The following is a 13,766-nucleotide window of genomic DNA, read 5'->3' as shown; positions in this document are numbered from 1 at the left end:
TTGTCCTTGATCGGATGTCCGGCGATGCCGGCTCAGAATTCGTAGCCGACGGCGCGCTTCGCGGCCTCGACGATATGGTCGGCCTGGGGCAGCGCCAGCTTTTCAAGGTTCGCGGCATAGGGCAGCGGCACATCCTTGCCGCTGACCCGGATAACCGGCGCGTCCAGATGGTCGAAGGCGTGCTCCATCATCAGGGCGGCCTGTTCGGCACCCATGCCGGCGGTCGGCCAGCCCTCTTCCACGGTCACCAGCCGGTTGGTCTTCTTCACCGAGGCAACGATGGTGTCGACATCCAGCGGCCGGATGGTGCGCAGGTCGATCACCTCGGCCTCGATCCCCTCGCCCGCCAGAGCTTCGGCCGCTTCCAGGGCCTTGCCGACATTGATCGACCAGGCGGTGATGGTCACGTCGGTGCCCTCTCGCACGACATTGGCCTTGCCGATCTCGACCACATGGTCGTCATCCTCGGGCACCTCGAAGCCCTGGCCATACAGGATCTCGTTTTCAAGGAAGATCACCGGGTTGGGATTGCGGATCGCCGCCTTCAGCAGGCCCTTGGCGTCGGCCGCCGACCATGGCGCCAGCACGATCAGCCCCGGCACATGGGCATACCAGCTTGCATAATCCTGGCTGTGCTGGGCGCCGACCCGGGCCGCCGCGCCATTGGGGCCGCGGAACACGATCGGGCAGCGCATCTGGCCGCCGGACATATAGTTCGTCTTGGCGGCGGAGTTGATGATCTGGTCGATCGCCTGCATGGCGAAATTGAAGGTCATGAACTCGACGATCGGCCGCAGACCACGCATGGCGGCGCCGACCGCGAGGCCGGCAAAGCCATGCTCGGTGATCGGGGTGTCGACCACCCGGCGAGGGCCGAATTCGTCCAGCAGGCCCTGGGTCACCTTATAGGCGCCCTGATATTCCCCGACCTCCTCGCCCATCACGAAGACGGCGTCGTCGCGACGCATTTCTTCGGCCATGGCGTCCCGGAGGGCTTCGCGTACCGTAATCTTCGGCATGTGTCGGTATCTCTCTTGTCCGTCGGACATCCGCAGCATCGGCCGGAAGCGTCAGCACCCCGCCCCGTACCCGCTCGAAGGCGGTATCGGTGGCGGCGCAATCACAGGCCTCCGGCGGGCGATCAGGCTTCGACCAGCACGTCGGTCCACAGCTCCGACGGATCGGGCTCGGGGTTTTCCTGGGCGAAGTCGGCGGCGTCGACCACCACGTCCTTGATCTCGCGATCGATCGCCTTCAGCTTGGTCTCGTCCCACTCGCCGCTTTCGATCAGCAGCTTCTTGACCGTCTCGATCGGGTCGCGCTCGGCCTTCATGCGGTTCAACTCGTCCTTCGACCGGTATTTGGCCGGATCGGACATCGAATGGCCGCGGAAGCGATAGGTTTTCATTTCCAGCAGGATAGGGCCCTTGCCGGTGCGGGCATGCTCGATGGCGAAATCGGCGGCGCCGCGGACATTGCGCACATCCATGCCGTCGACCGAATAGCCGGGAATGCCGAAGCTCTCGCCCCGGCGGTGCAGTTCGGTGACGGCACTGGCGCGGGCGACCGAGGTGCCCATGCCGTAGAGATTGTTCTCGATGACATAGACCACCGGCAGGTGCCAGAGGCTCGCCATGTTGAAGCTCTCATAGACCTGGCCCTGGTTGACGGCGCCATCGCCCAGATAGGTGATCGAAACCTTGCCGTCGTCCTTGTATTTATGGGCAAAGCCAAGGCCGGTGCCGATCGGCACCTGGGCGCCGACGATGCCATGGCCGCCGAAGAAACCTTTTTCGACCGAGAACATGTGCATCGACCCGCCCTTTCCGCGGGAATACCCGTCTCGGCGGCCGGTCAGCTCGGCCATCACGCCCTTGGGGCTCATGCCGCAGGCCAGCATATGGCCATGGTCGCGATAGCTGGTGACGACGCTGTCGCCGTCCTCAAGCCCGGCCTGCATGCCGACAACGACCGCTTCCTGGCCGATATAAAGATGGCAGAATCCGCCGATCAGGCCCATGCCGTACATCTGGCCGGCCTTCTCCTCGAAACGCCGGATCTGCAGCATTTCGCGATAGTAATGGACCAGTTGATCGATGGAGCTCGTCTCGGGCGCGAGCTGATTGCTCGGCGTGCCCGAGGCTTTGCGGCGCGTAGTCGCCATGCGGTCCTCCCCGGAATTGTCGCGCGGCAGGCCGGTCGGCCCCGAAGCGCCTGGATGGCGATGAACCTAAGCGTCGCATGCTGCGCTGGCAAGTGAAGAACCCGCGAAAAGCCTTGTGTTGCGCTGCGGTATTAACGATTAACTTGTTTTCAGTTAACTATGGACCTGATGAGCATTGGCGCGCATGCCTGCTCCCCCGCCTCCCGCAGCGCGGCAACCATGACTTCATGCAAACGACTGTCCAATCCTACCGCAAGCTGTACGCCGATGCGCCGGGTCAGGCCGAGATCCTCGATCGGCACGAAACTCAGGCCGGGAGGCGTCAGGCTCAGCGGCGCCATAGTGATACCGAGTCCGGCGCGCACGGCAGCAAACGCCCGATCATCCTGATCGGTTCCAAACACGGCCCGGGGTCGCACGCCGCGCGCCTGCAACAGGCCCTGTACGTCGGTGCCCCGCTCGCAATGCAGCCGCAGCACGAAGGCCGTGCCATCCAGATGCGACAGCCGGATCGATCCACGCCGGGCGAATGGATGGTCGGGCGTGCAGACCACCGCCATCGGGTCATCGGCCAGCGGCACCCAGCTGTCATCGGCGCTCAGATCGGAAATGGTCAGGGCGGCGTCCATCCGCCCCATGCCCAGGGCATCCATCAGCTCTTGCTCGCGGGCCTCGCGCATGGTCACCTCGACGCCTGGCACCCGCGCCTTCACGCCCTCGATCAGGCTCAACACCAGCGGCATGGCGATGGTCGGCAGCATGCCCAGGGTCAGCACCCGCTGATCCATCCCACGCCTGAACTCGGCCCGCGCCAGATCGCAGTCCCGCAGAATGCCCAGCGCGCGACGATGAAACCGCCGACCCAGCGGCGTCAGCCTGACCGCGCCGCGCTGACGCTCGACCAGCGGCCCGCCCAATTCGTCTTCCAGTGCCGCCAGACCGGCCGACAGGGCCGGCTGCGAGACGTTCAGCCGCCGGGCCCCTTCCGTGATACTGCCCGCCTCCACCACCGCCGTCAGATAACGCAACTGCCGGATCTTCACCGCCACCTCCGGTCCGTTAAGAAGATTTTTTGGATGCTATGCATCCAAACAATCCATTTTCCATAGATTAGCATCGGTTCTTATGATCATGCCAGGGTCTGGCGGCCGCACGTCGTCGGGCCGGTTTCCACCACAGCAGGACCGGGGAGCTGTCTGTCATGACCATGTCGACCACCGATGCCGCCGACGCGTGCTACACGGTCACCGACGGGATCGCCCATGTGGTCCTGAACCGGCCGGCGGCGCTGAACGCGATAGACGACCGGATGAACGCCGCTCTGGCCGCGATCTGGGACCGGTTCGCCGCCGATGACGAGGCCGCCGTCGCCATCCTGTCCGGGGCCGGGCGCAGTTTCTGCGCCGGCGCGGACCTCAAGAGCTTCATCCCGCGCTGGCGGGGCGCCGACATGATGGCGCCGCGGCGCAATGCCGCCATGGGGCTGGGTGGCGGCTTGACCCGCGGCCGGCACCGGATGGCCAAGCCGGTGATCGCGGCGCTGCACGGTCATGTCATCGGCGCCGGCTTTGAACTGGCGCTGGCCTGCGACATCCGGATTGCCGCCGAGGACACCAGGTTCGGCGTCTTCGAGCTGCGCTATGGGCTGCATCAGGGCGATGGCGGGCTGGTGCGGCTGGTGGCGGTCGCCGGAATCGGCACGGCGCTGGACCTGACCCTCACCGGCCGGCCGGTCGATGCCGTCGAGGCGCGCCAGTTGCATCTGGTGTCGCAGGTGGTGCCGCGCGATCAACTGATGGCGGCAGCCGAGGCCACCGCGCGGATGATCCTGGCCAATGGCCGGACAGCCGTCCAGTCAGCCCGCGAGACCATTCTGGATCTGATCGGCCGGCCGCTCGACGACGCGCTGAGGTTGGAGGCGATCAACGGCTATTCCGCATTGGGCGACTTCTCGGAAGCCGGCCCGCGGCTCGACCAATTCATGGCAGGCGTCGCCAGTGGCGCCCGCAGGAGTGATGACTGATGCCCAAAGCCCGTGCGAATGCCGATGATCAGGCGCTTGGCCGCCGGCTCCGCCGGCTCAGGATCCTGCGGGATCTGAGCCAGAGCGATGTTGCCGCCGCGATCGGCGTGTCGTTTCAGCAGGTTCAAAAATACGAACGCGGCGTGAACCGCATCCCGGCCGTGATGGTGCTGCCGTTGGCCCGCCTGCTGGGCGTGACCGTGGGCCGGCTGCTCGACGAACCGCCAGCCACCTGTCCGTCAGGTGCCACGGGCCAACCCGGTGCCGTCGATATCGGCCTGGATCATCGCGAACTGGTCGACCTGCAGGCGGCGCTCGCGATCTTCGACGATCGCGATCCTGCCCTGCAACACTATCTGCGCGCCATTGCGGCCCTGGCACGCGCCATCGCGCTGACCGATATCGATCCGGAAAGTCTTGCGACCGGCGCCCGGCAACCCTTCCGTCAAGCGGTGGCCGGCGCCAAAACGCCGATGAGAACCGGCCCGGTCGCCATGTCCGGCATGGGCACCACCTGGTCGACGATCCCCCAATCCGACAGATCGTCATGCGACCCGTGAACGGTGCCGGTGCCTTCGGTGAAGGCCATCTTGCGTGAAAGCACATCGGCCTGCCATTCAGGCGCGCTGTGGCTGGCGATGATCCGGGCGAAGGCGCCCCGACGGCGCCCGTCCGGCCGAGATCGGCGAAATCCGGTCCCATGGGCTGATCAGGGCCAGTATTGTTCGACCCGGTCGAAAGGGCCGGTGTTGTTCGACCCGGTCGAAAGGGGTCGCGCCCAGTCGATGGCCGGCTGCCCGCGCAGGGTCACGGTATGCATGATCGTATCATGATCGGGTCCGAAGATGCGCGCGATCAGCCCCCTGGGCGCGGGCCTCGTTATCCTGAAACACCCGTTCGATCATGCGGTGACGATCAGCGCGCCACCGGCTCCTGGGGCGGCAGCACGTCGAGCACATCACCCGCCGGCGCATCCGGCGCGGCATCGTCGAGGGCCGGCGCCCGCATACGGGCATCGGAATCATAGAATTCCACCCGGTCGCGTGCGTCGGTATAGCCCAGCACACGACGGACCTGTTCATCGAGCATGTCGGGATCCAGGCTCTGCGGGCGCATCAACGCCACCTGCCGCTCCAGAATCATGCGTTCATGCTGTGCCGCATCCAGTTGCTGGTCCAGTTGTGCCAGCTGCTGGCGCATCTGCAGCCAGGCGACCACCCCGCGATCGCCCTGCACTGCATGAAACGCGAAATAGCTGACCAGGCACCCCCAGAAAATCTGGGGTGCGATCTGGCGCAGGCGCCGCGTTATATCCCTCTGCATCGACATGGGCGCCATCGAATCATGCGCGCCCCGCTCCGTCAATCGCGGCCGCACATGCGAAACCCCGCAGATTGACGTTTATCCGCCGAGTGTGGCACCGGAGCGGCAGCCCGATCGCCCGGATGATGCGCCGGCCGTGCCGGGGTGCAGCAAGTTTGTGATCATTTTTTGACCACAAGGGGTCGTTTGGGCGTTTTTTGAGCGTATGAAACAGGAGGTAACTGGTACCGCCTCGGCTGCCATGCCGCTGCGGTGCGCTGGCAGAAACCGCGGCAACCTGCGGTTCGGGCATTCTGCAGCCACCACATATCGGTGACTTGGTCCGCTTCTTGCTGATGGCCTGGGTGGATCGGAACATAAAAGCCCTACCGGAGGCCATCGATGAAACTTATCGTCCGCACCATCGCCAGCGGTATCATTCTTGCCGCAGCGGCTGCCGGCGCCCATGCTGCCGAGCCGATCAAGGTCGGCGTCCTGCATTCACTGTCGGGCACCATGGCGATCAGCGAGACCACCCTCAAAGACACCGTGCTGATGCTGGTGGACGAGGTGAACAAGAACGGCGGCCTGATGGGCCGGCCGCTTGAAGCCGTGGTGGTCGATCCGGCGTCGAACTGGCCGCTCTTCGCCGAAAAGGCCCGCGAGCTGATCGAGAAGGACAAGGTCGACGTCGTGTTCGGCTGCTGGACCTCGGTATCGCGCAAGTCGGTTCTGCCGGTGTTCGAGGAACTCGACAGCCTGCTGTTCTATCCTGTGCAGTATGAGGGTGAGGAAAGCTCGCGGAACGTCTTCTACACCGGCGCCGCTCCCAATCAGCAGGCGATTCCGGCCGTGGAATACCTGATGAGCGAGGATGGTGGCGCCGCCAAGCGCTGGGTTCTGCTCGGCACCGACTATGTCTATCCGCGCACGACTAACAAGATCCTGCGCGCCTTCCTGCACTCCAAGGGCGTCGATGACGCCGACATCATGGAGAGCTATACCCCCTTCGGTCACAGCGACTGGCAGACCATCGTCTCGGACGTGAAGGCCTTCGCCAGCGCCGGCAAGAAGACGGCCGTGGTGTCGACCATCAATGGTGACGCCAACGTGCCGTTCTACAAGGAACTGGCCAATCAGGGCATCGATGCGGCCGAGATTCCGGTCGTCGCCTTCTCGGTGGGCGAAGAAGAGCTGGCTGGTCTCGACACCGGCCCGCTGGTCGGCCATCTGGCCGCCTGGAACTATTTCATGTCGGTCGACAGCCCCGAGAACGACGCCTTCATCAAGAAGTGGCAGACGTTCATCAAGAGCGACAGCCGCGTCGTGAACGACCCGATGGAAGCCACCTATATCGGCTTCAAGATGTGGACGCAGGCCGTTCTCCAGGCCGGCACAACCGATGTCGATGCCGTCCGTCAGGCGATGTATGGCCAGACCGTGCCGTCCTTGACCGGCACCACGGCGGTGATGAATACCAACCACCATCTGTCGAAGCCGGTGCTGATCGGCGAGATCCAGGGCGACGGCCAGTTCTCGACCGTCTGGAAGACCGATGGCCCGATCGTCGGCGATGCCTGGTCGGATTTCATCCCCGAAAGCGCCAAGCTCACCGCCGACTGGACCTATCCCTGGGTCTGCGGCAATTGCGAGGCGCCGAAGTACTGAGACCGGCACTGATGGATGCCACCCCGGCCCGCGCCGCCCGTGCGCGCGGGGGCCGGGGTGGATGCGGGGCTCCGGATGCATGCGGATGGCAGCGGTCTGCTCTCCCGCCGCAACCCGACATAACCCGGAGCCCCCACCCGGCCGCGCGGCCCCCGGCCCTGCTTCAAGCTTTCAGCCAGCAGCATCCGGCCAGCCGCCAGAAGCCTCTCTCTCAGGTCCGCATCACCGCGGACACAGAAGACGAGCCCAGATGTCCGGATTTTCGACTGCTTTTCGCCGGCCGACCGGTATCCGCGTGATGCTGTTGGCGGCTTTGATGCTCGCCGCGACAACCATGTCCGGCTTCGGTCCTGTTGCCACGGCCCATGCGGCAACAGCACTTGCCCAGACCGCAACGCCGGCGGCCGGTGACGCCTCCGTCGAGGACGCGGCGCTGCGCGACGCGCTGGCCACTCCTGGTGAGGGCTTCGATGGCGCACTGGCGCTGATCCAGGCACTCGCCGCGACCGGTGACGCCCGGGCCGCCCGCGCGATCGATGCTCTCCAGTCGGGCAATCTCGGCCGGCGCACCAGCGATGGCGCGCTCGTTATCGTCGAGGGGCGCGGCGGCGACGCTGTGATGCGCGATCCTGTCACCGGCGATAATCTGGGCGCCGCCGAACGCGGCGCCGTCGACCGCATCCGGGTCAACAACCGGGTCCGGGTCGATGCCCGGGCCGCGATGGGTCTGATCGATCTGGGCGCGAAGCTGCCGGAGCGTCGCCGCGCGGCCGCCGAAGCCCTGATCAAGCTGCCGGAAGCGGCGGCACTTCCGCTGCTGACCAGGGCGGTCGACACCGAAACCGATGGCCGCACCCACGACGCGCTGATGAAGGCGCTGGCGGCGGTGCAGTCGATGCATGCCGACAATCCCGAAGAGCGGCTGGCCGCCATCGACACCCTTGGCGATTTCGCCGACCCGCAGGTTCGAAGCCTTCTGGGACGGATTGCCGCCGCGCCGCCGGCCGGTCTGGCGCCCGATGCCGCCGCCGCCGTGCAGGGTGCTGCCGCCGAAGCTCTTGAGCGGGTCGAGGCCAAGCTCGAAATGTGGGCGCTGGTCGGCAATGTCTATCAGGGCCTCAGCCTCGGCTCGGTGCTGGTGCTGGCGGCCGTGGGCCTTGCCATCACCTTCGGCGTGATGGGCGTCATCAACATGGCGCATGGCGAGATGGTCATGCTGGGCGCCTATACGACATATCTGGTCCAGCAGACGATCGCCGCCAATCTGCCGGCGCTGATGCCGGTCTCGCTGCTGATCGCCCTGCCCGCCGCCTTCCTGGTCTCAGGTGCTGCCGGTTTCGCGATCGAGCGCAGCGTGATCCGCTGGTTGTACGGCCGGCCGCTGGAAACCCTGCTTGCCACCTGGGGCGTCAGCCTGATCATTCAGCAGGCGGTGCGCTCGGTCTTCGGGCCCACCAACCGCGAGGTTTCAAGCCCTGAGTGGATGAGTGGCGCGTTCGAGGTCGCGGGCGGTATCACGCTGACCTACAACCGGCTGTGGATCCTGGCCTTTTCGCTGGTCGTGGTCGGGGGTGTGGCGCTGCTGCTGCGCAAGACCTCGCTTGGCCTGCATGTCCGCGCGGTCACCCAGAACCGCTCCATGGCCTCGTCGATGGGCATCAAGACCGGCCGGATCGATGCGCTGACCTTTGCGCTTGGCTCGGGCATCGCCGGCATTGCCGGTGTCGCCCTCAGCCAGATCGACAATGTCAGCCCCAATCTGGGCCAGGGCTATATCATCGACAGTTTCATGGTTGTGGTGTTCGGCGGTGTCGGCACGCTGTGGGGCACGCTGGTCGGCGGCTTCACCCTGGGCGTGGTCAACAAGCTGATCGAACCCTTCGCCGGCGCGGTGCTCGCCAAGATCCTGGTGCTGATCGCCATCATCCTGTTCATCCAGAAGCGGCCGCGCGGGTTGTTCGCGCTCAAGGGCCGCGCGGTGGAGGCCTGATCCCATGGCATCGACCACCGAACCCACCCTGCCCGACCCCACCATCACTGCGTCCGGCGCCACCGGGCGCGCCCGGGCCGGCCGTGGCCTCGCCGCCGGTCCGCGCAAGCCGATCCTGCTCGCCCTGCTGGGCGATCGCGGCGGCCTGGTCTTCATGTCGCTGATCGCGCTCTCGGCCATTCTGATGCCGATCTCGGCGCTGGTGCTGCCGGCCGACCACCCGCTGGCGATCCCGTCCTATCTGATCTCGCTGTTCGGCAAGTATCTCTGCTATGCGCTGCTCGCTCTGGCGCTCGATCTGGTCTGGGGGTATTGCGGCATCCTCAGCCTGGGCCATGGTGCCTTCTTCGCGCTCGGCGGCTATGCCATGGGCATGCATCTGATGCGCGAGATCGGGCCGCGCGGCGTTTACGGCAACCCGGTCCTGCCCGACTTCATGGTCTTCCTGAACTGGCAGGAACTGCCCTGGTACTGGCTGGGCTTCGACATGGCCTGGTTCGCGATCCTGATGGCGCTGGTGGCGCCGGGCATCCTGGCATTCGGACTGGGCTGGCTGTGCTTCCGGTCACGGGTCACCGGCGTCTATCTCTCGATCATCACCCAGGCCATGACCTATGCGCTGCTGCTGGCCTTCTTCCGCAACGACATGGGTTTTGGCGGCAATAACGGTCTGACCGATTTCAAGGATCTGTTCGGTTTCAGCCTTCAGGCGCCCGAGATGCGGGTGGCGCTGTATTCGGCAACCGCAATCGCGCTGGTGCTGGCCTATGCCCTGTCGCGGATCGTGGTGTCGTCAAAGCTGGGCAAGGTGCTGGTGTCGATCCGCGATGCCGAAAGCCGGGTGCGCTTCCTGGGCTATCGGGTCGAGCACTTCAAGCTGTTCGTATTCGTGATGTCGGCGATGCTGGCCGGTCTGGCCGGCGCGCTCTATGTGCCGCAGGTCGGCATCATCAATCCGGGTGAATTCGCCCCGGCCAATTCGATCGAGGCGGTGATCTGGGTCGCGGTCGGCGGGCGCGGCACGTTGTGGGGTGCGGCCCTCGGCGCGATCTCGGTCAACTGGGCCAAGACCTGGTTCACCGGCGCGATGCCCGAATTCTGGCTGTTCGCCCTTGGGGCGCTGTTCGTGGCGGTCACCCTGTTCCTGCCCAAGGGGCTGGTCGGCAAGCTGCCCGCCTTCCCGGAATTCGGCCGCAAATCCCGGACGGCCGCATCATCGGTCGCCGCATCATCGGTCACGGGGCCGGTCGCCGCCGGCGACACGGCGACGGAGGATCGGACATGACGGTCCATACCGCAGAACTTCTGGCCGATACCGAGGTGGCCGGCCGCCGGTCGCCGCAGGGCAGCGCGCTCTATCTCGATGGCGTCTCGGTCAGCTTCGACGGCTTCCGCGCCCTGAACAACCTGTCCCTGGTGGTCGATCATGGCGAATTGCGGGCGGTGATCGGCCCCAACGGCGCCGGCAAGACCACGATGATGGACGTGATGACCGGCAAGACCCGTCCCGATACGGGCAAGGTGCTGCTCGATGGCCGCATCGACCTGACCCGCCTCGACGAAGCCCGGATCGCCACACTGGGCATCGGCCGTAAATTCCAGAAGCCCAGCGTGTTCGAGACCCACACGGTGATCGACAATCTGGAACTGGCGCTTGCCGGCGACCGGACCCCGTTCTCGGCGCTCAAATTCCGGCGCACACCTGACAAGGCGGCACGGATCGAGGCGGTTCTGGAAGACATCGCCCTCGCCCATCGCGCCCATGAACCCGCCGGCCGGCTCAGCCATGGCCAGAAGCAGTGGCTGGAGATCGGCATGCTGCTGATGCAGCAGCCGCGGGTGCTGCTTGTCGACGAGCCCGCCGCCGGCATGACCGACAGCGAGACCTCGCAGACCGCCGTGTTGCTGAAGCGGCTGGCGCAGTCGCATGCGGTGATCGTGGTCGAGCATGATATGGGCTTCGTGCGCGACCTGGACTGCCGGGTGACCGTGCTGCATGAAGGCTCGGTGCTCGCCGAAGGCAGCCTCGACCATGTCCAGTCGGACAGCCGGGTCGTGGATGTCTATCTGGGCCGTTGACGGAGAACCGTGATCCAAATGCTCGATGTTCATGCGCTGGATGTGCATTACGGCTCGGCCCAGGCGCTCAAGGGCGTTTCGGTCGAGGCCCGTGCCGGTGAGATCACCTGCGTCCTCGGCCGCAACGGCGTTGGCAAGACCACGCTGATGCGTGCCATCACCGGCCATCTGAAGCCCTCGGCCGGCACCATCAAGCTGGCCGACACCGACCTGGCCGGACGCGCGCCCTTCGACCGTGCCCGCGCCGGCATCGGCTTCGTGCCGCAGGGCCGCGAAGTCTTTCCGCTCCTCACCGTTGAAGAGAATCTCAAAACCGGCCTTGCCGCCCGGCCCCGCAGCCTGGAACGTCGGATCCCCGACGACATCTTCACGCTGTTTCCGGTGCTGAAATCGATGCTCGGCCGGCGCGGCGGCGATCTGTCGGGCGGCCAGCAGCAGCAACTGGCCATCGGCCGCGCCCTGGTCACGGCGCCCAAGCTGCTGGTGCTGGATGAACCGACCGAGGGCATCCAGCCGTCGATCATCAAGGATATCGGCCGGGTCATCCAGCTTCTGGCCCGCGAACGGGGGCTTGCGGTTCTGCTGGTCGAGCAGTATTTCGACTTTGCTCAGGAACTGGCCGACCGCTTCATCGTGCTCGACCGTGGCGAGGTCATCGTCTCAGGCGACGGTGCGTCCCTCGACGACGATGTCCGCCGCCATCTGACCGTCTGAACCGGGCTTCTCTGAACCGGACCTCTCTGGCCCGAACCATCAAGGACTGACCCCGCCGGTGCCTTGCCTGACGACGACCGATGATGACGCGGCGCGGCGCATCCGGCGCTCCGCGCTGGACCGCGGGCGCCTGATGCTGGTGATGGGCCCCGCCCCCACCGCCCGGCAGGGCCTGCGCGATCTGGATCAGCGGGCCCCCTTGCGGGCGCTGTTTCCACATGCGGAACCCGGCGAGGTGCCGATGGTGGTGGTCACCAGCACCTCAGGTGGCATCGTGGCTGGCGACCGGCTGTCGGTGTCGGTGACGCTGGAGCCGGGTGGCCGCCTGCTGTTGATGCCGCAGGCAGCCGAACGTGTCTACCGCAGCACCGGTTCTGTTTCAGAGATCGATAATCATTTCGCCGTCGGTCCGGGGGCCGGCTTCGAATGGCTGCCGCAGGAAACCATTCTGTATGATCAGGCGCGGTTCGAGCGGCGAACCCGTGTCAGTCTGGCCGATGAAACCGCTCAGGCACTGTTCGGCGAGATCATCGTGCTGGGGCGGACTGCCCACGGCGAGTGCGTCAGACGGGGCCGGTTGCGCGATGCTTGGGCAATCGAGGTGGCAGGCAAACTGATTCTGGCCGATGCGCTGGATATTGCCGAGGCCGATTTTGCGGCAGCGCGACACCATCCGGCCGCCATCGGCGGCATGACCGCAATCGCAGGATTCTGCGCGGTTGGCGCCTCAGATGCCGTCGGCGCCGTGGCCCTGCGCGATCGTTTGCGGGCAGTCCTGACCGAGGTCAATGGCCCCGAGGCCAAGTTTGGCACAAAACATGCTTCAAACATCCCCTATGTCTCGGCCTCCGATGCTGACGGCGCACCCCGCCCGGTGGTCGGTATCGGGGTGATCGACGGGGTCGTGGTGGTCCGGATGGCGGGCCGCGATGCCGCCCGTCTGAAGACCGTGTTCGACGCATTATGGGCAGTCGCGCGCGCCGGATTGATGGGACGCCCGCCCCGCCTGCCACGGATACGGCGTGGTTGACGGGGCGCTCGAACAACCAGCAACAACCCGGCCGGGAACAGGCCGGGCATAGCCAGAACACCAGGGAGCGTCCGCCGCATGCATCTGAGCCCTCGGGAAACGGAGAAACTGCTGATCGCGATGGCGGCCGAGGTGGCGCGCCGTCGCCACGCCCGCGGTGTGAAGCTGAATTATCCGGAGGCCATCGCCCTGATCACCGATTTCGTGGTGGAAGGCGCCCGCGATGGGCGCAGCGTTGCCGATCTGATGGCGGCGGGTGCGCGGGTGCTGACCCGCGACGAGGTGATGAGCGGCATTCCAGAGATGATTGAGCAGATCCAGGTCGAGGCGACCTTCCCCGACGGCACCAAGCTCGTCACCGTCCATAATCCGATCCGTTGAGGGGGCCGAAGATGACCGAAACCGTCTCGCCCTCCCATCCGTCCCAGCCCTATTCGCCCGACGCCGCGGGTGTCGCGCCGGGGGCGATCATCCCGGCTGCCGGTGTGATCGTGCTCAATGCCGGTCGCCCGATTGTCGAGATCACCGTTGCCAATACCGGCGACCGGCCGGTCCAGGTCGGCTCGCATTATCATTTCCACGAGGCGAATACCGGCCTCGCCTTCGACCGGCCGGCCGCCTATGGCATGCGGCTCGACATTCCCGCGGGATCGGCGGTGCGCTTCGAGCCCGGCCAGACCCGCACTGTCCGCCTCGTCGCCTATCAGGGCGACCGGGTGGTGCACGGCTTTGACGGCAAGATCTCGGGTGCATTGCAGGCGGTGGCGCCCGCCACCGACGGCGGAGAGGGCTGAGC

Annotated in this window: 13 protein-coding genes and 1 pseudogene; 10 read left to right on the top strand and 4 right to left on the bottom strand. The window is 66.0% G+C overall.

The window, feature by feature from the left end:
* Window positions 1-32 precede the first annotated feature (32 nt).
* The 3 genes and pseudogenes from WG924_RS03340 to WG924_RS03330 form a co-directional block, all read right to left on the bottom strand.
* A pseudogene (locus tag WG924_RS03340) lies at window positions 33-1,019 on the bottom strand (pyruvate dehydrogenase complex E1 component subunit beta); the annotation flags it as partial.
* A 122-nt stretch (window positions 1,020-1,141) separates the two neighbouring features.
* The gene (pdhA, locus tag WG924_RS03335) at window positions 1,142-2,164 is read right to left on the bottom strand and encodes a pyruvate dehydrogenase (acetyl-transferring) E1 component subunit alpha (RefSeq protein ID WP_345931596.1); all 1,023 of its coding nucleotides are present in this window, start codon (window positions 2,162-2,164) and stop codon (window positions 1,142-1,144) included.
* A 149-nt stretch (window positions 2,165-2,313) separates the two neighbouring features.
* Entirely contained in the window at window positions 2,314-3,213 is a 900-nt protein-coding gene (locus tag WG924_RS03330) for a LysR family transcriptional regulator (RefSeq protein ID WP_345931595.1), read from the bottom strand.
* A 152-nt stretch (window positions 3,214-3,365) separates the two neighbouring features.
* Between WG924_RS03330 and WG924_RS03325 the strand changes: the two genes are divergently transcribed.
* Both WG924_RS03325 and WG924_RS03320 read left to right on the top strand, forming a co-directional pair.
* Window positions 3,366-4,187, top strand: coding sequence for an enoyl-CoA hydratase/isomerase family protein (locus WG924_RS03325; protein ID WP_345931594.1), 822 nt, complete (start codon window positions 3,366-3,368; stop codon window positions 4,185-4,187).
* Complete coding sequence (locus tag WG924_RS03320; RefSeq protein WP_345931593.1) at window positions 4,187-4,747, top strand: helix-turn-helix domain-containing protein; 561 nt, start codon at window positions 4,187-4,189, stop codon at window positions 4,745-4,747. Before WG924_RS03325 ends, WG924_RS03320 begins: the two co-directional genes overlap by 1 nt.
* A gap of 355 nt (window positions 4,748-5,102) precedes the next feature.
* Here the strand turns inward: WG924_RS03320 and WG924_RS03315 are convergent, their stop codons facing one another.
* The gene (locus tag WG924_RS03315) at window positions 5,103-5,516 is read right to left on the bottom strand and encodes an FtsB family cell division protein (protein WP_345931592.1); all 414 of its coding nucleotides are present in this window, start codon (window positions 5,514-5,516) and stop codon (window positions 5,103-5,105) included.
* 375 nt (window positions 5,517-5,891) lie between these two features.
* Between WG924_RS03315 and urtA the strand changes: the two genes are divergently transcribed.
* The 8 genes from urtA to WG924_RS03275 all read left to right on the top strand — a co-directional run bounded on the left by urtA (window position 5,892) and on the right by WG924_RS03275 (window position 13,764).
* Window positions 5,892-7,157, top strand: coding sequence for an urea ABC transporter substrate-binding protein (gene urtA / locus WG924_RS03310; RefSeq protein ID WP_345931591.1), 1,266 nt, complete (start codon window positions 5,892-5,894; stop codon window positions 7,155-7,157).
* 250 nt (window positions 7,158-7,407) lie between these two features.
* Window positions 7,408-9,147, top strand: a complete 1,740-nt coding sequence (gene urtB, locus WG924_RS03305) for an urea ABC transporter permease subunit UrtB (protein ID WP_345931590.1) — start codon at window positions 7,408-7,410, stop codon at window positions 9,145-9,147.
* Between the two features lie 154 nt (window positions 9,148-9,301).
* On the top strand, window positions 9,302-10,432 hold the full coding sequence (urtC, locus tag WG924_RS03300) for an urea ABC transporter permease subunit UrtC (protein WP_345931747.1): 1,131 nt from the start codon (window positions 9,302-9,304) through the stop codon (window positions 10,430-10,432).
* Entirely contained in the window at window positions 10,429-11,226 is a 798-nt protein-coding gene (gene urtD, locus WG924_RS03295) for an urea ABC transporter ATP-binding protein UrtD (protein ID WP_345931589.1), read from the top strand. Before urtC ends, urtD begins: the two co-directional genes overlap by 4 nt.
* An 18-nt stretch (window positions 11,227-11,244) precedes the next feature.
* Window positions 11,245-11,940 carry an urea ABC transporter ATP-binding subunit UrtE gene (urtE, locus tag WG924_RS03290; RefSeq protein ID WP_345931588.1) on the top strand — a complete coding sequence of 232 codons (696 nt, stop codon included), beginning with the start codon at window positions 11,245-11,247 and terminating at the stop codon, window positions 11,938-11,940.
* A 133-nt stretch (window positions 11,941-12,073) separates the two neighbouring features.
* Complete coding sequence (locus WG924_RS03285) at window positions 12,074-12,970, top strand: urease accessory protein UreD (protein WP_493660855.1); 897 nt, start codon at window positions 12,074-12,076, stop codon at window positions 12,968-12,970.
* Window positions 12,971-13,048: 78 nt separating this feature from the next.
* Window positions 13,049-13,351, top strand: coding sequence for an urease subunit gamma (locus tag WG924_RS03280; RefSeq protein ID WP_188577399.1), 303 nt, complete (start codon window positions 13,049-13,051; stop codon window positions 13,349-13,351).
* 11 nt (window positions 13,352-13,362) lie between these two features.
* Window positions 13,363-13,764, top strand: a complete 402-nt coding sequence (locus WG924_RS03275) for an urease subunit beta (protein ID WP_345931586.1) — start codon at window positions 13,363-13,365, stop codon at window positions 13,762-13,764.
* The last annotated feature ends 2 nt before the right edge of the window (window positions 13,765-13,766 follow it).

This window comes from Tistrella arctica, assembly GCF_039630945.1.
In the GTDB taxonomy this organism is placed as follows: Bacteria; Pseudomonadota; Alphaproteobacteria; order Tistrellales; family Tistrellaceae; genus Tistrella; species Tistrella bauzanensis.
Note: the sequence above shows the minus strand (reverse complement) of the source record. Positions and strands in the feature narration are given on the sequence as shown.